The organism is Pseudoflavonifractor phocaeensis, assembly GCF_038439875.1.
Taxonomy (GTDB): domain Bacteria; phylum Bacillota; class Clostridia; order Oscillospirales; family Oscillospiraceae; genus Vermiculatibacterium.
The window spans coordinates 221882-239850 of the sequence record NZ_JBCDMT010000003.1 but is presented as its reverse complement, the minus strand read 5'-3'; the positions used below and the strand labels follow the sequence as shown (position 1 = coordinate 239850).

Annotated in this window: 18 protein-coding genes; 7 read left to right on the top strand and 11 right to left on the bottom strand. The window is 64.4% G+C overall.

The genetic code is table 11. From position 1 onward, the window contains the following. Positions 1-23: 23 nt before the first annotated feature. From AAEU42_RS05865 to AAEU42_RS05830, 8 genes are read right to left on the bottom strand one after another with little or no spacing between them, the layout of a single operon-like run. Positions 24-353 carry a hypothetical protein gene (locus tag AAEU42_RS05865; RefSeq protein ID WP_342232604.1) on the bottom strand — a complete coding sequence of 110 codons (330 nt, stop codon included), beginning with the start codon at positions 351-353 and terminating at the stop codon, positions 24-26. A gap of 27 nt (positions 354-380) precedes the next feature. Continuing rightward, a complete protein-coding gene (locus tag AAEU42_RS05860; RefSeq protein ID WP_342232603.1) occupies positions 381-860 on the bottom strand; it encodes a PF20097 family protein in 480 nt (159 codons plus the stop codon). Positions 861-872: 12 nt separating this feature from the next. Then, positions 873-1376 (bottom strand): PF20097 family protein, encoded by a 504-nt coding sequence (locus AAEU42_RS05855; RefSeq protein WP_342232602.1) that lies wholly within the window; start codon positions 1374-1376, stop codon positions 873-875. 4 nt (positions 1377-1380) lie between these two features. Beyond that, positions 1381-2304, bottom strand: a complete 924-nt coding sequence (pyrF, locus tag AAEU42_RS05850) for an orotidine-5'-phosphate decarboxylase (protein WP_342232601.1) — start codon at positions 2302-2304, stop codon at positions 1381-1383. Between the two features lie 14 nt (positions 2305-2318). Further along, positions 2319-2696 carry a hypothetical protein gene (locus tag AAEU42_RS05845; RefSeq protein ID WP_342232600.1) on the bottom strand — a complete coding sequence of 126 codons (378 nt, stop codon included), beginning with the start codon at positions 2694-2696 and terminating at the stop codon, positions 2319-2321. Next, positions 2693-3028, bottom strand: a complete 336-nt coding sequence (locus AAEU42_RS05840; protein ID WP_342232599.1) for a hypothetical protein — start codon at positions 3026-3028, stop codon at positions 2693-2695. The genes AAEU42_RS05845 and AAEU42_RS05840 overlap by 4 nt, the downstream gene beginning before the upstream one ends. Before the next feature lie 39 nt (positions 3029-3067). Then, positions 3068-3442 carry a hypothetical protein gene (locus tag AAEU42_RS05835; RefSeq protein ID WP_342232598.1) on the bottom strand — a complete coding sequence of 125 codons (375 nt, stop codon included), beginning with the start codon at positions 3440-3442 and terminating at the stop codon, positions 3068-3070. Next, the gene (locus AAEU42_RS05830) at positions 3439-4734 is read right to left on the bottom strand and encodes a dihydroorotase (protein WP_342232597.1); all 1296 of its coding nucleotides are present in this window, start codon (positions 4732-4734) and stop codon (positions 3439-3441) included. Before AAEU42_RS05830 ends, AAEU42_RS05835 begins: the two co-directional genes overlap by 4 nt. Positions 4735-4944: 210 nt before the next feature. On the opposite strand from AAEU42_RS05830, the gene AAEU42_RS05825 reads away from it, so the two are divergent. Continuing rightward, positions 4945-5115 carry a hypothetical protein gene (locus AAEU42_RS05825; RefSeq protein WP_342232596.1) on the top strand — a complete coding sequence of 57 codons (171 nt, stop codon included), beginning with the start codon at positions 4945-4947 and terminating at the stop codon, positions 5113-5115. Between the two features lie 176 nt (positions 5116-5291). On the opposite strand, the gene sigK is transcribed toward AAEU42_RS05825, so the two are convergent. From sigK to AAEU42_RS05810, 3 genes are all read right to left on the bottom strand, one after another. Further along, positions 5292-5999 carry an RNA polymerase sporulation sigma factor SigK gene (sigK, locus tag AAEU42_RS05820; RefSeq protein ID WP_342232595.1) on the bottom strand — a complete coding sequence of 236 codons (708 nt, stop codon included), beginning with the start codon at positions 5997-5999 and terminating at the stop codon, positions 5292-5294. A 130-nt stretch (positions 6000-6129) separates the two neighbouring features. Then, a complete protein-coding gene (locus tag AAEU42_RS05815) occupies positions 6130-8826 on the bottom strand; it encodes an EAL domain-containing protein (protein WP_342232594.1) in 2697 nt (898 codons plus the stop codon). Positions 8827-9001: 175 nt separating this feature from the next. Then, entirely contained in the window at positions 9002-9364 is a 363-nt protein-coding gene (locus tag AAEU42_RS05810) for a hypothetical protein (protein WP_342232593.1), read from the bottom strand. A 196-nt stretch (positions 9365-9560) separates the two neighbouring features. Between AAEU42_RS05810 and AAEU42_RS05805 the strand changes: the two genes are divergently transcribed. The 6 genes from AAEU42_RS05805 (at position 9561) to gltB (ending at position 17958) form a co-directional block, all read left to right on the top strand. Further along, on the top strand, positions 9561-9968 hold the full coding sequence (locus AAEU42_RS05805; RefSeq protein WP_342232592.1) for a Fur family transcriptional regulator: 408 nt from the start codon (positions 9561-9563) through the stop codon (positions 9966-9968). A 66-nt stretch (positions 9969-10034) separates the two neighbouring features. Continuing rightward, on the top strand, positions 10035-10568 hold the full coding sequence (gene rbr, locus AAEU42_RS05800) for a rubrerythrin (protein WP_342232591.1): 534 nt from the start codon (positions 10035-10037) through the stop codon (positions 10566-10568). Positions 10569-10581: 13 nt separating this feature from the next. Next, entirely contained in the window at positions 10582-11049 is a 468-nt protein-coding gene (locus tag AAEU42_RS05795) for a MarR family winged helix-turn-helix transcriptional regulator (protein ID WP_342232590.1), read from the top strand. Between the two features lie 306 nt (positions 11050-11355). Next, positions 11356-12690: a type I glutamate--ammonia ligase gene (gene glnA / locus AAEU42_RS05790; RefSeq protein ID WP_483145451.1), complete on the top strand. Its 1335-nt coding sequence runs from the start codon at positions 11356-11358 to the stop codon at positions 12688-12690. Between the two features lie 49 nt (positions 12691-12739). Next, positions 12740-13276: an ANTAR domain-containing response regulator gene (locus AAEU42_RS05785; protein ID WP_342232588.1), complete on the top strand. Its 537-nt coding sequence runs from the start codon at positions 12740-12742 to the stop codon at positions 13274-13276. Between the two features lie 131 nt (positions 13277-13407). Next, positions 13408-17958, top strand: a complete 4551-nt coding sequence (gene gltB / locus AAEU42_RS05780; protein ID WP_342232587.1) for a glutamate synthase large subunit — start codon at positions 13408-13410, stop codon at positions 17956-17958. The last annotated feature ends 11 nt before the right edge of the window (positions 17959-17969 follow it).

Below are 17969 nucleotides of genomic sequence, written 5' to 3'. Positions count from 1 at the left end.
TTTGTTGGGGAATGGGCCGGGGCTCAGAGCTCCCAGCCCGGCTTATCTTTGTCACGGCGGAAGAAGCCCTTCTTTTTGGGGGCGGGCTTCTCCCCGGAGCCCTGGCCCCTGGCCATGGTCTCGATCTCGGCTTCGGAGGGCAGTGGGCCGTCGGGGATCTCCGAAAAGGCCCCTTCCTCCGTCTCGGGCAGATAGAGCTCCACCTTCCCGCACTTGGGACAGGCGTATACGTCCACGGTGAGGCTTTCCGAGAGGACCGCCATCAGAGGGCTCCAGCCGTCGCTGCCCACATCCAGCTTTTGAAGCTTCAAGTTCAGCGCCCCGCCGCAGGCGGGACAGGTTTTTGTTTCCATAGAGACCTCCCAATCGGCGGTATGGGCTCAAAACTCCCAATCCGGTTTCTTTTTCCTGCGGAACGGCCCGCCCTTGTCCCAGGGGTCTCTGCCGGGCCGGGGCTTGGGTTCCGGGGCGGGCTCCGCCTTTCCTCCGGGCTTGTCTTCCCGAAGGGAGGCCATCACCTCGGCCTCGGTAGGGAAAAGGCCGTTGGGGACGTTGGGGAAGGGATCGTCAAAGGGGTCGTCAAAGGATTCCGCCTTCTGAAAGACGGCCACCGCCTTTTGGCAGGCGGGACAGTACCAGGCATCTGCCTGTGGGAAAGAGGAGAAGAGCTGCTCTGCCAGAGGGCGGGCATCCGCCCGCGCCTCCAAAGTTCCGCTCAAGGTGATGGCGGCATCCGCGTCCCAGGGGGCATATCCGGCTCCGTCAGCCGGGACCCAGCGGATAGGCTGGGGACGCAGGGGGAGATACAGCCCTCCGGGACGCATTTCCCCGCCGCAGAAGGGACAGGCTTGATGTTCCATACCGTTTCCTCCTCACAGCTCCCAGTCCGGCTTGTCCCCCCGCCTGCCCAATGGGCCGCCCTTGTCCCAGGGGTCGTTGCCGGATTTTCGCCTGGGCTTGGATTTTGGCTTGGCCGGCTCCTGATCGGGAGGCCTGTCCCAGGTCTGGGACAGGAGTTCGCCCTCGGTGGGCAGGGGGCCGTCTGGGGTGTCGGGCGTGGAGACAGGCTCCTGTATGTAGGGACCGAAGGCCTCAAAGACCGCCAGAGCCTTTTCGCACTTGGCGCACCTCCAGGCCTGGGCAAAATAGTCGCCCCCGGTGAGGAGCATATCCTTCAGGGCTTTCCGATCCTTTAAGGTCCGGGTCAGGGAGACGGCCTTTTTGTCGTCCCATTTCTTCTGGGTCCAGAGAATGTGGAGTTTGTCGTCCTCCGGCGGGTCCGCCGCCGGGGGCACAAAAGCGAAGTCGCTCTCATACCGCCCCCGGGACCGCAGGGCGCCCGGCTCCATCTCTTCCCCGCAAAATGGACACTTCATCGCCTTACAGGATGGTGACGAACTGCTTGATGTCGTCCCGCATGGCCTCGGCGGCGGCCCGGGCGGCGTCCTGGTAGTCCTGGCCGTCGTGGCCGGTTTTCTGCCAGGCGCACATGATGGAGCGGGAGGCGTTGATGATGGCCCCCCGGCCGTATTTGTCGAAGGCGAAGCGCACGTCCTCGGCGGTGCCCCCCTGGGCGCCGTAGCCGGGGACCAGGAAGAAGGTGTGTTCCAGCCGCTTGCGGAGGGCCCGCAGGTCGGAGGGGTAGGTGGCCCCCACCACCGCGCCGCACCGGCTGTACCCGTACTTGCCGATATCGTCCTTGCCCAGCCGCTGCACCAGATCGCCCATGACCTGATAGACCACCCGGTCCCCGGCCACCATGTCCTGGAGCTCCCCGGAGCCGGGGTTGGAGGTCTTGACCAGGGTGAACAGGCACTTGTCCTCTACCCGGCAGGTCTCCAGGAAGGGGAGGATGGTGTCCGAGCCCATGTAGCCGTTGATGGTCAGGCAGTCGGCGTCAAAGACGGGCAGGTCGGCGCTCCCCACCCGGGTCTTGCCCAGCCAGGCGTCGCTGTACGCCTGGGCGGTGGAGCCGATGTCTCCCCGCTTCACGTCGGCCATGACGAAGAGGCCCTTCTCCCTGGCGTAGCGGATGGTTTCCTCCAGGGCCCTCATGCCCTGCCAGCCCAGCCGCTCGTAGTAGGCCGACTGGGGCTTGACGGCGGGGACCACGTCGCACAGGGCGTCCATAAGGCCCTTGTTGAACTGGAGGATGGCGTCGGCGGCCCCCTCCAGGGTCTCGCCGTACTTGTCCAGGCTGGCGCGGAGGATATGGGGGGGGACGTATTCCGGCTTGGGGTCCAGGCCCGCCACGGTGGGGTTTTTCTTGGCTTTGATGAGCTCCTGCAGTTTGTCGAAGGACATAAAATCATTCCTTTCTATCCTTTTTTATGATGATAAAGAAACAAGAGAACGATGAGCGCGATGAGGGAGAGGCCTTGAACGACCAGCAGGGGAAGGCGGGCGGCAGGCCAAACAGAGGGCAAAAAGGCGCCGCACAGCTCGATTGGGCACAGGCACAGCATGGCAAGGCTAAGGCACTGCCGGACACGGGGCGGCGGGCAGTCCGCTTTCTGGGGGAAAAAGCCCAGCAGGTGGGCCAGCCCCATCCACCCCCACAGCAGGCCGGCGGCAAAATGGATGCCGTTGCCTTTGGGGAAGCGGGGGCCGAGGACCAGCCACCACAATGCCGCGCCCCCCGCCAGCAGCCCGGCGAAGGGGAGCCAGAAGAGAAGCCGCTTTTGGGTTTGCGTCATATATCTTCCTCCTTCTTGCTCTGGACCCACAGGAAAAGGCCGAACAGCACAAACAGCATGGGCAGGACCATCAGCTCAAGATAGAACAAAAGCCAATAGACGCCAAAAACCAGCATCAGGACGCCGTTGGCCCTGCGATAGTCCTTGGACCAGGACCGTGCCTTTTTGCTGGGATGGAAGTCCAGCAGGTAGGCCAGCCCCACCCAGAAATAGCCCGGGGCGAAAGCCAGATAACACCGGTTGTAGGGCCATTGGTCCGTAATGCTCCCGAGGAGCAAAAGAACGCTGATGATGAGCACAGGGGTCAGCACGGGCCAAAAGAGACGCCGCATGTTTGTTCGGACCACGTCAATCCGCCTTCTCTCTATCCTTCAGCGAATGGAGTTTCCTTTTTTGGTTATTGCCGTCACTGCGGCGGCGGAGAGCAGCGCCAGCAGCGCTGTGCCCAGCCCTATGGCCGTATAGCGGCGGTCCGAGATCACAAAGAAAAAGTAAAGACAGCCCAGAGCCAGGTTTATCACACCGGAGAACCAGCGTGTCCCCAGGGATTTTGACTGGACCGATCGATAGGGATGAAAATTCAGTAATTCGGCCCAGCCGACCCAGATCAGCAGCAGGCCGAGAACAAAATAACCCCCGTCCCTAGACCACCGGTTTTGGAAGGAGCCCAGAAGCAAAACGCACCCGGTGACCGCCAAAACCGCAGAGACCGGCCAATAAAGAAGGCGCCGTTTCCTTTGGCTCATGCCCCCGCGCCTTCTTCCCCCCGGTAGATGATCTCACCGTTCAGGACGGTATACCGCACCTTCCCCTTGAGGGTCTTCCCGGCGAAGGGGGTGTTCCGGGCCATGGAGCGGAACTGTTCGGGGTCCACCACCCACTCCTGGTCGGGGTCAAAGATGACGAGATCAGCGTCCGAACCGATGGCCAGACGGCCCTTGCCGGGGATCCGCAGGATGCAGGCCGGGTTGATGGTCATTTTCCGCAGGATATCGCTGAGGCTCATCTGTCCCGTGTGGTAGAGGGCGGTGAGGGCGGCGGCCAGAGCGGTCTCCAGGCCGATCATGCCGCTGGGGGCCTCGGTGAGGGGACGGGCCTTTTCCTCGGCGGAGTGAGGGGCGTGGTCGGTGGCGATGGCGTCGATGGTGCCGTCCTTCAGCCCCTCGATGATGCCCTCCACGTCCACGGGGGTGCGCAGGGGGGGATTCACCCGGGCCAGGGAGCCCTGCTGGAGCACCTCGTCCTCAGTAAAGGTGAAGTACTGGGGGCAGGTCTCGCAGGTGATGGAGACCCCCTTCTTCTTGAAGCGGCGGACGATGGCCACCGATTTGGCGGTGGAGATGTGGCAGATATGGACCGCCGCGCCGGTCTCCTCGGCCAGCATGGCGTCCCGCATGACCTGGAGCTCCTCGGCGATGGCGGGGCGGCCGGGGATGCGCAGCCGGCGGGAGACCCGGCCCTCGTTGACGGCGAAGTTCTGCACCATGTCGGCGTCCTCGCAGTGGGAGAGGATGGTCAGCTCCTGCCGGTGGGCCAGGATCATGGCGTCCCGGAGGAGGTTGGCGTTCTGCACCGGAACCCCGTCGTCGGACAGGGCCACCGCCCCGGCGGCCTTGAGGGCCTCAAAGTCGTTGACCTCCTGGCCCTTCTGGCCCTTGGACACGGCGGCGATGGGGAAGACCTGGGCGCCCCCCGCCTGGGCGGATTTCTCCTTGATGAAGACCACGCCCTCGGGGATGTCGATGACGGGCCTGGTGTTGGGCATACAGGCGATGGCGGTGAAGCCGCCCGCGGCGGCGGCCCGGGCGCCGGTGGCGATGGTCTCTTTGTATTCAAAGCCGGGCTCCCGGAGGTGGACGTGCATGTCCACAAGCCCGGCGCAGACGGTGAGGCCCTTGGCGTCAATGATCTGGGCGCCGGGAGAGCGCAGGTCGCTTCCGATGACGGCCACCTTGCCGTCCTCGATGAGGATGTCCAGCACCCCGCCGATGCCGCCGACGGGATCCACCAGACGGCCCTGGCGAATGAGCAGTTTCACACGGCTTCGCTTCCTTTCCCTGGGGAATTTTCAAAATAAATGAAGAAGTTTCTATTTGCAAAAAAGGGCCGAGGCCCATGCCCCCGCCCCTTCCAATTTACCTTTTTTATTATAAAGGAGAAGGCGGTTTTTAGCAACGGTTTTTTCCCGTTTCAGGGCAATAATAAAACCGGGAGCGAAGGCTCACTGAAAAAAAGAGAGGTGGAAGGTATGAAGGATCACGAATTTGCCAAGGGCATGGGACTGGGCGTCCTGGCGGGGGCTGCGCTGGGCGCGGCCATGATGCCCCGGAAGAAGCACTCCGTGAAGAAGGCCGCCGGAAAGGCTATGAAGACGGTGGGCCAGGTCATGGAAAACCTGTCCGAGGACATGGGATTTTAAAAACAGCGTGGGACGCTGTTTTCGGCGCGCATCCGTTCACTCCGTGAACGGGCGCTGAGACCCCAAGGCCGCGGACCGGAGAGGGCCCGCTTGGCCGTCTTGATGGCACTGTCGCGCAGAGCAATAAAGAATGGGAAGCGGCCTTCAAAAGACCGCTTCCCATTTTTGCGGGAAGGTCAGGGCTCGGCGGCGGTGACGGTCCCCTCCAGTGCCCCCTTCAGTTTCTCCAAGGCTTTCTTTTCGATGCGGGAGACATAGGAGCGGGAAATGCCGCATTTTTGGGCGATCTCCCGCTGGGTGAGGGGAGTCTGCCCCTTGAGGCCGTACCGCAGGGTGACGATCATGGACTCCCGCTCGTCCAGGCATTTGGCCACGCAGGAGCGGACCTTGGCGCAGGCATCCCGGGTGTCCAGCTCCTCCAGCATGTTGTCGTCCACCCGGATAACATCCATGAGGGAGAGGGAGTTGCCGTCCCCGTCGGAGTCCAGGGAGTCGGAGAGGGAGACCTCACCCTGAAATTTCCGCTGGGAGCGGAAGTGCATCAGGATCTCATTTTCGATGCATCGGGAGGCGTAGGTGGCCAGACGGACGTTCCGGTCGGGCTTGAAGGTGGAGATGCCCTTGATGAGCCCGATGGTGCCGATGGAGATCAGGTCGTCCTGGTCCCCGGTCTGGGTGTAGTATTTTTTCACGATGTGGGCCACCAGGCGCAGGTTGTGCTCGATCAGGGCGTCCCGGGCGGCCATATCTCCGGCGGCGTAGCGGTCCAGATAGTCCCGTTCCTCCTCCGGTTTCAGAGCCCGGGGGAAGGAGCCGGTGGCGCTGGACAGGCGCAGGGGGAAAAAGAGGGAGTGGAGCATCAGGACGAGCCAGGCGGAGAGCATGGGCGGGGCCTCCTTTATCAACGTTCTGCCCCTATCCTATTCTCCAAGGTGTTGTCCCGATACAAAATGGAGCGTTTTCCCGAGAAAAAGCCCCCAGAGCCTATGGCTCCGGGGGCAAAAGGCCCTCTGATCAAAGAAATTTTTCCTCGTACTCCCCGATGGGGATGGGCCTGCTGAACAAAAAGCCCTGGCCCAGGTCGACGCCGCAGGCGCGCAGGACGGAGAGCTGATCCTCCGTCTCGATCCCCTCTGCCACCACCTGGATCTCCAGCTTTTTGCAGGTATTGACGATGGACTCCACCACGTCCCGGGCCCTGGGGTTGACAGCCACGTCCTCCACCAGGCTCCTGTCCAGCTTGAGGACGTCGAACTCCGCCTTGGCGAGGAGGGCGACGTTGGCGTATCGGGTGCCGAAGTCGTCGATGGAGACGGTAAAGCCCGCCTGGCGCAGCTCTTGGATCAACCCATTGAGGTCGACGGTGTCCGCCTCGTGAGAGGTCTCGGTGAGCTCGATCTCCAGATAGCGCTGCTCCACGCCGTGCTTGCGGCAGAGCCGGACCAGGCTGTCCACGAAATCGGGCTGGGACAGGGAAGAGCGGGAAAAGTTGACCGAGATGGGAAGGAGCTGCTTTCCCTGCTCGATCCAGGCGTTGATCTGGAAGCAGACGCACTCAAAGACGTAAAAATCGATCTGGCTGATGAGCTGGCTCTCCTCCAGCATGGGGAGGAAGTTGCCCGGCAGGGTCAGGGAGCCGGAGCGGGACTGGTAGCGGATTAGGGCCTCGGCCCCCACCGTGGAGCGGTCGGAGGAGGAGAGCTTTGGCTGGAGGTAGACCACGAAGCGCTTTTGCCGGATCTCCTCCCGCAGCACCTCCGGGTCGGACAGGCGAAGGGCCTCGTCGCTGAGGTGGCGGTAGCGGTTGGAGACGGGGTTCTGGCGGTAAAAATTCTTCTTGTCCTCGTACATCTCCGCGTCGGCGGCGGCGATGATCTGATGGATATTGGCGAAATGCCCGGCCCACTGGGCGCCGATGGCGGCGCGGCAGAGCCCCCCGGCCTGAAAGCGGCGGCGCAGGGCCGCCAATTTCGTCTCGAAGCTGGACTGGGAGACCCCGGGGCAGAGGATGACGAACTCATCGCCGCCGATGCGGTAGAAATCCGCGTTCTGGAAAGCCTCCCGTATCATCTGGGCACACTCCGCCAGCACACGGTCCCCGTAGGCGTGGCCCCGCTGGTCGTTGATGTCCTTGAGGCCGTTCACGTCCAGATACACTACGCCCACCGGACCGGAGGCGCCGGTCAGGGCGTTGGAATCCTCAATGAAGCGGTTGCGGTTATAAAAAGAGGTCAGGGAATCGTAGTAGCTCAGCTGGGCCAACTGCTGCTCGCTCTCCAGCCGGCGGAAGGTCAGCATGAGGAAATAGCAAAGCGTCTGCAGGAGGGGGGCGATGCTTTGAATCCGCTCGGCGGGCGGGTTGATGACCACCAGGAAGCCCTTCAGGCGGCCGTCCTGGTCCAGGGGGGCCACCACAAGGCTGTGGGCGTTGTGGGAGAGCAGCAATCCGTATTCCTCCGGGTGGGCCTCCCGGAGGCGCTCGATGTTGTCGTAGGAGATGCACCCCTCCTGGCCGAAGGCGGCCCGCCAGCGCTCCAGGGTTTGGGGGGAGATATCTTCGATGGACAGCTCTTTGGTCTCCGACGCTTGAAGGGACCACTCGTAATCCGTGCAGAGCCTCCCGTCCCGGGCTACGGCCAGGTAAGCGCGGTCCGCCGAGAGGAAACGGCCCAGCTTTTCCAGCACCACGGGAAAGGACTGGGACAGGTCGTGGCCCTGGTACAGGGTCCGCACACACTCCATCACCATCTGTTCCACGTCCAGCGTGTGCCTGATCGCCTGCTTTTCCGCCTCCGCCTCGGTGATGTCGAAGGCGATCTCCAGCCGGGCGGGGCGGCCCTCCCACTGGATCAGCCGGTCCTTCAGGAGATAGTGCCGCTTGGTGATTTGGTTGGAATGCTCCCAGGTATAGGTCTCCCCGGGGACCAGGTGGGGGGTGGAGCAAAATTCGCAGGGGTGGTCCAGGCCTTGGAGGACCTCATAACACATCTGTCCGCAGGCTTTGGGAAGGTTCAGGGTCCGCTGCCCCGTCTCGTTGATGAACAGAAGCTCGTGGGTCACGATGTCGGATACGTAGATAAGCTCGGAGATCTCGTCCATGGGGGCCCGCAGATCCTCGGAGAGCTGGGCCAGCTGTTGGCGCTCCAGCAGGTTTTTTTCCTCGGCCTCCTGGAGAAGCCGCTGTCGCCGGGTCTGGGCCGCCGTGAACCAGGCCAGGGCGGCAGACAGCAGCAGGAAGAGGGCGGAGAGGAAGATCAACCCCAGTTCCGCGGTATGTACCTGCCGCTCGGAATAGTCCTCGGCGGCGGAGACCGTCAGGTCGGCCAGCGTGAAATAGTCCTCGCTCTGCTGATAGAGGCGGGCCCCGTCGGCGCCCGCCCGCACCCGTCCGATCTCCTCTTTTATCTGGGTCCACTGGGCCTGCATCTGGGAGATCAAATCCTGAAAGCTGTCGTCATCCAGCCGGACCAGGCCGTTTTGCCCGTCCCCGGTCTCCAGTTCCGCCAGAATGCCGTCCAGCCGCCGGATCAGCTCGTCGTCCGGCTGGCCGTTGAGCTCTTTTTTGATCAGCCTTTGGGTGGCGCCCCGGACCACGCCGGCGTAGTTGATGACCCGGGCGTTCCCCTGAAGGCCGTGGATGGATATGATGGAGATCACACCCGTAATCAACAGCGCTGCGGCCATGAGTGCGGGAATGATTCGCTTCTGCATGCCATTACCCCCTGATCCGGCCGATGGGCGTAGATCATTTTTTATTTCAAGTTATGCTATTATAGCATTTTTAGACGGGATATTACAATCTCTGTTTTCCGCGCTTGGCTGGAAAAGGATGGCGGACGGCAAAAAAAGACCGGACCGGGGTCTCCCGCGGTCCGGTCTTTTTCCGTTAATGGACGGCGTTCTTGACGCCGTTGCCCACGTCCCGGGCGGCATTGCCTACGCCGTCGAGGACGTCGCCCACGCCGTCCACAGCGCCCCGGGCCACGTCGCCGACTCCATCCACGGCGCCCCGGGCTACGTCGCCCGCGTCGTGAAGAGCGCCCCGCATGGCGTTGTCGCCGCGGTGGGCGGCGGTGCTGCCCTCGGTGGTCTCAGGCGAGGCCGCGGGCGTTTCCGCCGGCGTTGTCGCCTCAGGGGTGCTGGTGGCGGCCGGGGTGGGCGTCACCGCGGGGGCCTTGGTCGTGGAACAGCCCGCCAGAACCAGAGTCATCGCCATGGCCAGGGCGAACAAGCTGATGTTTCGCTTCATTCCCTCTCCTCCTGAACTTACATGGTTTTTGGCATGGTCGTCGGAATCTCCATCCGAGGCTAGTATGCGTCAAAACGGGTTTGGAAACCCCGGAAAAAGGCACCGGGAAAAAGATGAAAAAAAGGGTTGATTTTTTCCTAGCGGCATGGTATTCTAATAACGAGAATTATTCCTGTTATAAGGAAAGGAGGCGCCTATGGTAGGCAAACGATATTCCAGGCAGCGTGAGATGATCTATCAGGCGGTCTGCGGTACCGACCAGCACCCCACCGCCGAGATGGTCTATCAGTGGCTCAAACCGGCCAACCCCAATCTGAGCCTGGGAACGGTATACCGCAACCTGAACCTGCTGGCCGACGAGGGGATCATCATGCGCATGCCCTTCCCGGTGGAGCGTTACGACGCCAACACCGAGCCCCACACCCATTTCCGCTGCCGGGGCTGCGGCGGGGTTTTCGATCTGGAGCTGGCCTACGACCCGGAGATCGACGCTTCGGCCTGCGCCGCGGAGCCTGGCTTTCGGATCGAACGGCATGATCTGATCTTTACCGGCCTGTGCCCCCACTGCGGGGAACAGGAGGAGCGCGGGGAAGAATTGGTTTGATTTCCCAGGTCTTCCGTGATAAAATAAACAAAGATTCCGATCTTGAATTAGAAAGGAGAAATACATATGGAACTCAAGGGGAGCAAGACTGAGGCCAATCTGTGGAAAGCATTCGCGGGGGAGAGCATGGCCCGCAACAAGTATACCTTCTTCGCCAGCAAGGCCAAGAAAGAGGGCTACGAGCAGATCGCGGCCATTTTTGAGGAGACCGCCGGCAACGAGAAGGAGCACGCCAAGCTGTGGTTCAAGGAGCTGAGCGGCATCGGCGACACCGCCGCCAACCTGAAGGCCGCCGCCGCCGGGGAGAACGAGGAATGGACCCAGATGTACAAGGAGATGGCCGAGACCGCCAGGGAAGAGGGCTTCACCAAGCTGGCCTTCCTCTTTGAGGGCGTGGGCAAGATCGAGAAGGAGCACGAGGAGCGTTACCTCACGCTGCTGAAGAACCTGGACGAGGGAATGGTCTTCCAGCGGGGGGACGAGTACGTCTGGAAGTGCCGCAACTGCGGCCACATCCATGTGGGCAAGAGCGCCCCCGGCGTATGCCCCGTCTGCGCCCATCCCCAGGCCTATTTCGAGCTTCTGTCCAAGAACTACTGAGAGGGCTGGGGCCATGGCGAGCCCGGAGGAATTGGTCAAATTCGTCGGCCACCTTTATGAGATGGAGCGCTTCCTGCGGGAAAACATGAGGCACGCCCGCTACCACGACGGCGTGGAGCTGTTCGAGGGGGAGATCCACACCCTGCGGGAGATCTCCCTGCGGGAGGGGATCTCCCAGGCCGAGCTGTCCCAGCGGATGGTCCGCACCAAGGGTGCCACGTCTACCGTGGTGGACAAATTGGAGGGGAAGGGGCTGGTCCGGCGGGTCCGGAGCGACACCCGGTGCCTTCTCTACCTCACGGATCTGGGCCGGCAGGTCCAGCGGGCCCGGGAGATCCAGGAACAGCGGGAGGCGAACCGGGTGGTGGAAGAGCTGCCCGTGGAGCTGGAGGATCTGGCCGTGGCCAACGAGGTGATAGAGGCGCTGCTCTCTTATTGCAGGGACCGCTGCCCTCCCGGCGGCGGGGAGACCAGAAAATAAAAAAGGCGCCCGCCTGGTCCTTCCGGGCGGGCGCCTTTTTATACCTGCCTTCTTCGGCCCGGCGCTTCGCGGCGCTGTGATGTGTCAAAGGATTAGAAATGCGCTTGGCCAAAACTTGCAGGATTGTGAGTTCTGACAAAATGTCGGCGGGCGGGCGAAAAGCCCTTGACAGCGGCGGCCAGTTGGCGGTATACTCCACACAACAGTTGAGAACAAAGGCGTTCCGCTCCTTAAGGGAGGGAACGCCTTTGTTGCGTTTTACAGCTGCGGATTTTGGACGCTTTTGCAAGAAGAAAGGGGTAATCCATCATGGCGTACAGCAAGGAAGACATCGTCCGCATGGTCAGAGAGCAGGATATCGAATTCATCCGGCTCCAATTCACCGATATTTTCGGACAGCTGAAGAATGTGGCCATTACCGCGTCTCAGATCGAGAAGGCCGTAAACAATGAGATCATGTTTGACGGCTCCTCCATCGAGGGATTCACCCGCATCAATGAGTCCGACCAGTACCTCTATCCCGACCTGGACACCTTTGTGGTCTTTCCCTGGCGGCCTCAGCAGGGAAAGGTGGCCCGGCTGATCTGCGACGTATATAACCCCAACGGCACCCCCTTTGACGGCGACCCCCGGGGGGTGCTGAAGCGGGTGCTGAAAAAGGCAGAGGCCATGGGCTACGATTCCTTCTGCGTGGGCCCCGAGGCGGAATTCTTCCTCTTTCAGACCGACGAGGAGGGCAAGCCCACCGTCAAAACAAACGACGAGGCCGGCTACTTTGACCTGGGCCCCCTGGACCACGGGGAGGGCACCCGCCGGGAGATCTGCCTGGCCCTGGAGGAGATGGGCTTCGAGATCGAGGCCAGCCACCACGAGGTGGCGGTGGGCCAGCACGAGATCGACTTCAAATACACCGACGCCCTGCGTACCGCCGACAACATCATGACCTTCAAGCTGGCGGTCAAGACCCTGGCCCAGAAAAACGGGCTCCACGCCACCTTCATGCCCAAGCCCATCTTCGGCATCAACGGCTCCGGGATGCACACCAATATGTCCCTCTTTAAAAACGGAAAGAACGTTTTTTACGACCCCAACGGCGAGAAGGGGCTCTCCAGGGAGTGTTACAGCTTTATCGCGGGGCTCCTCCACCACGTGAAGGGGATGGCCGCCGTCACCAATCCCCTGGTGAACTCCTACAAGCGGCTGGTGCCCGGCTACGAGGCCCCCTGCTACCTGGCCTGGTCGGCCTCTAACCGCTCCGCCCTCATCCGCATCCCCGCCTCCCGGGGGCAGGCCACCCGGGTGGAGCTGCGCTCCCCCGACCCGGCCTGCAACCCCTACCTGGAGCTGGCGGTCTGCCTGGCGGCGGGGCTGGACGGCATCGAGAAGGGCATGACGCCCCCGGCGGAGATCACCGAGAACATCTTCAAAATGGACGCCGGGGCCCGGTCGGCCCACGGGATCGAGGCCCTGCCCGGCACCCTGGAGGAGGCCATCGCCGCCCTCCGGGAGGACCCGCTCATCCTCTCCGCCCTGGGAGAGCACGTGGCGGAGAGCTACATCGAGGGCAAGGAGAAGGAGTGGGACGAGTACCGCACCCGGGTCTCCTCCTGGGAGCGGGAGAAGTACATCATCAACTATTGAGTGCCGCCCGGATTCCGGCCGCTCCTTGGGGAAAAGGAGTTGAAACGTCATGATGGAAAAGGTCATCGTCGCCTTCGAGGGCGACAAAAGCTGCCGGCGGGTCCGGGAGATCCTGGAGTCCGGCGGCGCCGCCTCCTGTATCGTCTGCCGCAGCGCCGCTGAGGTCCGGCGGACGGCAAATAAGCAGCGGGTCACGGTGGTGGTCTGCGGCTACAAATTTCCCGACGGCTCCGCCGAGGAGCTGCTGGCCGACCTGCCCCCCTCCTGCGCCATGCTGATGGTGGCTGACCAGAGCATGCTGGACCTGTGCGGCAGCGACGATATTTTCAAGCTGGCCGCCCCGGTGCGGCGGGAGGACCTGACCGCCTCGGTGCGGATGCTCCTCCAGATGGGGCGGCGGCTGGAGCGGTTCTCCCGCCCCCACCGCAGCGGGGAGGAACGGGCCCTTGTGGAGCAGGCCAAGGCCCTGCTGATGGACCGCAACGAGATGACGGAGGAGCAGGCCCACCGTTTTTTGCAGAAGAAGAGTATGAACAGCGGCGTAAAGCTGGCCGAGACCGCCCGGATGGTCCTGGACAGCCTTTGAGAAAAAGAGCACAGATCACACGGCACTGGACAAGGCGGTCCTGCGGCTGAAAGCGGCGGCTGGGCCAATAGGGCCCGGCCGCCGCTTGTTCTGTTCCCCGGCGGGCCGCTCAGAGAAGGAGAGACTGGAATATGGAGAAATACGGACAAGAGGGGTTCCGGCCGGAGGGGCTGTACCGCCCCTGCTTCGAGCACGACGCCTGCGGCATCGGCGCGGTGGTGGACATCAAGGGGCGCAAAAGCCACCAAACGGTGGACGACGCGCTGAAGATCGTGGAAAAGCTGGAACACCGGGCCGGCAAGGACGCGGAGGGCCGGACCGGCGACGGCGCGGGCATCCTCCTCCAGGTCTCCCACCGCTTTTTTGCGAAGGCGGCGAAGGCGGCGGGCATCCCCCTGGGCGGGGAGCGGGACTACGGCGTGGGGATGTTCTTCTTTCCCCAGGACACCCGGCGGCGGAGCCAGGCAAAGCGGCTCTTCCAGGTGATCGCCGCCAAGGCGGGCATGGACTTCCTGGGTTGGCGGAGGGTGCCGGTGGAGCCCGGCATCCTGGGGCGCAAGGCCCTGGACAAGATGCCCTGCATCGAGCAGGGCTTTGTCCGCCGCCCGGCGGGGGTGGCTCGGGGCCTGGATTTCGACCGGAAACTCTACGTGGCCCGGCGGGAGTTCGAGCATTCGGCGGGGGAGGACACCTACGTCTGCTCCCTCTCCAGCCGCACCGTGGTCTACAAGGGGATGTTCCTGGTGGACCAGCTGCGGAGCTTTTACCGGGACCTCCGGGACGAGGACTACGACAGCGCCCTGGCCATCGTCCACTCCCGCTTCTCCACCAACACCAACCCCGCCTGGGAGCGGGCCCACCCCAACCGGCTGCTGGCCCACAACGGCGAGATCAACACCATCCGGGGCAACGCCGACCGGATGCTGGCCCGGGAGGAGACCATGTCCTCCCCCCTGCTGGAGGGGGAGCTGGAAAAGATCTACCCCGTGGTGGACCCCGGCGGGTCGGACTCGGCCATGCTGGACAACACCCTGGAATTTCTGATGATGGCGGGGATGGAGCTGCCCCAGGCTGTGATGGCCGCCATTCCGGAGCCCTGGGCGGGGGACAAGACCATCTCCCGGACCAAGCGGGATTTCTACCAGTACTACGCCACCCTCATGGAGCCCTGGGACGGCCCCGCCGCCGTCCTGTTCTCCGACGGGGACACGGTGGGGGCGGTGCTGGACCGCAACGGCCTGCGCCCTGCCCGGTGCTATATCACCGACGATGACCGCCTCATCCTGGCCTCCGAGGTGGGGGTGCTGGACCTGCCCCCGGAGCGTATCGTGAAAAAGACCCGGCTCCAGCCGGGGAAAATGCTTCTGGTGGACCTGCGGGAGGGGCGGGTGGTGGACGACGAGGCCCTCAAGGAGGGGTACGCCGCCCGCCAGCCCTACGGGGAGTGGCTGGACGGGAACCTGCTCCACCTCTCCGACCTCAGCATCCCCAACCGGCGGGCCCCCACCTGCGGCCCGGAGGAGCGGCGGCGGCTCCAGACGGCCTTCGGCTATACCGGGGAGGAGATCCGGGGGGTCATCCTGCCCATGGCCCGGGACGGGGCGGAGCCCACGGCGGCCATGGGGGCGGACATCCCCCTGGCGGTGCTGGACCGGGCGGACCGGCCCCTTTTCGAGTACTTCCAGCAGCGCTTCGCCCAGGTGACCAATCCCCCCATCGACGCCGTCCGGGAGGCCTGCGTCACCGACACCACCGTCTATCTGGGGGACGACGGCAACCTCCTGCGGGAGACCCCGGAGAACTGCCGGGTGCTCCAGATCCACAACCCCATCCTCACCACCACCGATATGCTGAAGATCAAGGCCATGGACCGCCCCGGTTTCCGGGTGGAGACGGTGTCCATCCTCTACTACAAAAACACCCCCCTGAAGGGGGCGCTGGAGGCCCTCTTCCTGGCGGTGGACCGGGCCTACCGGAACGGGGCCAATATCGTAGTGCTCTCCGACCGGGGGGTGGACGAGACCCACGCCGCCATCCCCTCCCTCCTGGCCGTGTCCGCCATCGAGCAGTACCTTGTGCGTACCAAGAAGCGCACGGCGGTGTCCATCCTGCTGGAGTCCGCCGAGCCCAGGGACGTCCACCACTTCGCCGCCCTCCTGGCCTACGGGGCCAGAGCGGTCAACCCCTACCTGGCCCAGGAGACCATCGGGGCCCTCATCGACGAGGGCCTGCTGGACAAGGAGCCCCAGGCCGCCGTGGACGACTACAACGCCGCCGTGCTCCACGGCATCGTGAAGATCGCCTCCAAGATGGGGGTCTCCACCCTCCAGTCCTACCAGTCCGCCCAGCTCTTTGAGGCCGTGGGCATCCGAAAGGATGTGGTGGACGCCTATTTCACCAACACGGTGTCCCGGATCGGCGGCATCGGGCTGGAGGAGATGGGGGCCATGGTGGACCGCCGCCACTCCCGGGCCTTCGACCTTTCTGACCCGGAGGAGGGGGGCTGGACGGGGAAGGAGGACCACCTCTACGACCCCCAGACCGTCCGCCTGCTCCAGGAGTCCGTCCAAAAAGGAGAATACGGGCTGTTCAAGCAGTATACCGCCCTGGTGGACGGCAAGGAGAAGCGCCACACCCTGCGGGGCCTGCTGGAATTCCGCCGAGGGGCGGCCCCGCTGCCCCTAGAGGCGGTGGAGTCCGTGGAGTCCATCGTCCGCCGCTTCAAGACCGGGGCCATGAGCTACGGCTCCATCTCCCAGGAGGCCCACGAGTGCCTGGCCCAGGCGATGAACGGGCTGGGGGGCGGCTCCAACTCCGGGGAGGGGGGCGAACCGGCCCGGCGGGCGGGGACGGATCGGAACTCGGCCATCAAGCAGGTGGCCTCCGGCCGCTTCGGCGTGACGGGCGCCTACCTGCTCAGTGCGGAGGAGATCCAGATCAAGATGGCCCAGGGGGCCAAGCCGGGGGAGGGGGGGCACCTGCCCGCTGGGAAAGTCTATCCCTGGATCGCCCGCTGCCGCCACGCCACCCCCGGCGTGGCCCTCATCTCCCCGCCGCCCCACCACGATATCTACTCCATCGAGGACCTCTCCCAGCTCATCTACGACCTCAAGTGCGCCAACCGCCGGGCCCGCATCTCCGTGAAGCTGGCCAGCGAGGCGGGGGTGGGCACCGTGGCCGCCGGGGTGGCCAAGGCGGGGGCCCAGGTGATCCTGATCTCCGGCTATGACGGGGGCACCGGCGCCGCCCCCAGAAGCGCCATCCAGGGGGCGGGCCTTCCCTGGGAGCTGGGCCTGGCCGAGGCCCACCAGACCTTGATGGCCAACGGCCTGCGGTCCCGGGTGGCCCTGGAGGCCGATGGGAAGCTCATGACCGGCCGGGACGTGGCTGTAGCCTGTATGCTGGGGGCGGAGGAGTTCGGCTTCGCCACCGCCCCGCTGGTGGCTCTGGGGTGCGTCATGTGCCGCTCCTGCGCCCTGGACACCTGTCCCGTGGGCATCGCCACCCAGGACCAGGCCCGGCGGGAGCGCTTCCGGGGCAGGCCGGAATACGTGGCGAATTTCATGGGCTTCGTGGCCCAAGAACTGCGGGAGATCATGGCGGAGCTGGGAGTGCCCACGGTGGACGACCTGGTGGGGCGGGCCGACCTGCTCCGCCCCCGTCCCGGCACAGGGGGCAGGGTGGACCTGTCCGCCCTGCTGGAAAACCCCTGGCGGGGTGGCGGGGCGAAGGAGCGGTTCGACCCCGCCGACGCCTTCGACTTCCATCTGGAGGAGACGGCGGACCTGCGGGTCTTGAAGCCGGCGCTGGGCCCCGCCCTGGAGCGGGGCGAGCCCGCCGCCGCGGCCCTCCGGGTGTCCAGCACCGACCGGGCCCTGGGGACGCTGCTGGGATCCGAGATCACGGCCCTCCACGGCGATTCCCTGGCGGAGGATACCTTTGTGGTGAACTGCGCCGGGGGCGGGGGACAGTCCTTCGGAGCCTTCCTTCCCAAGGGGCTCACCCTGGTGCTGGAGGGGGACGCCAACGACTACCTGGGCAAGGGCCTCTCCGGGGGCAAGCTGGTGGTCTATCCGCCCCGGGGGAGCCGGTTCGAGGCGGAGGAAAACATCATCGCCGGCAACGTGGCCCTCTACGGGGCCACCTCTGGGAAGGCCTTCCTCCGGGGGACGGCGGGGGAGCGCTTCTGCGTGCGCAACTCCGGCGCCTGGGCTGTGGTGGAGGGCGTGGGCGACCACGGCTGCGAGTACATGACGGGGGGCAGGGTGGTGATCCTGGGCCCCACCGGGCGCAATTTTGCCGCCGGGATGAGCGGTGGCGTGGCCTACGTGCTGGATGAGGACCGGGACCTCTACCTGCGGCTGAACAAGGAGCTGGTCTCCATGGAGCCCGTCGCCGGAGCGGGGGACGCCGCCGAGCTGAGGGCCCTCATCGAAGAGCACGTGGCCGCCACCCGGTCCCGGCGTGGCCGGGAGATCTTGGAGCGGTTCGAGGAGTACCTGCCGAAGTTCAAGAAGGTGGTCCCCTTCGACTACGCCCGGATGCTGCGTGCCATCGCCCGGCATGAGGCGGAGGGCCTGTCCCGGGAACAGGCCGAGATGGAGGCGTTCCGTGAGGCGGCCCAGGGCCATACCCATGACCGGGACGGCGAACCGGATGCCCGTGGAGGGGTTCGGGGATGACGGGGCGGAAG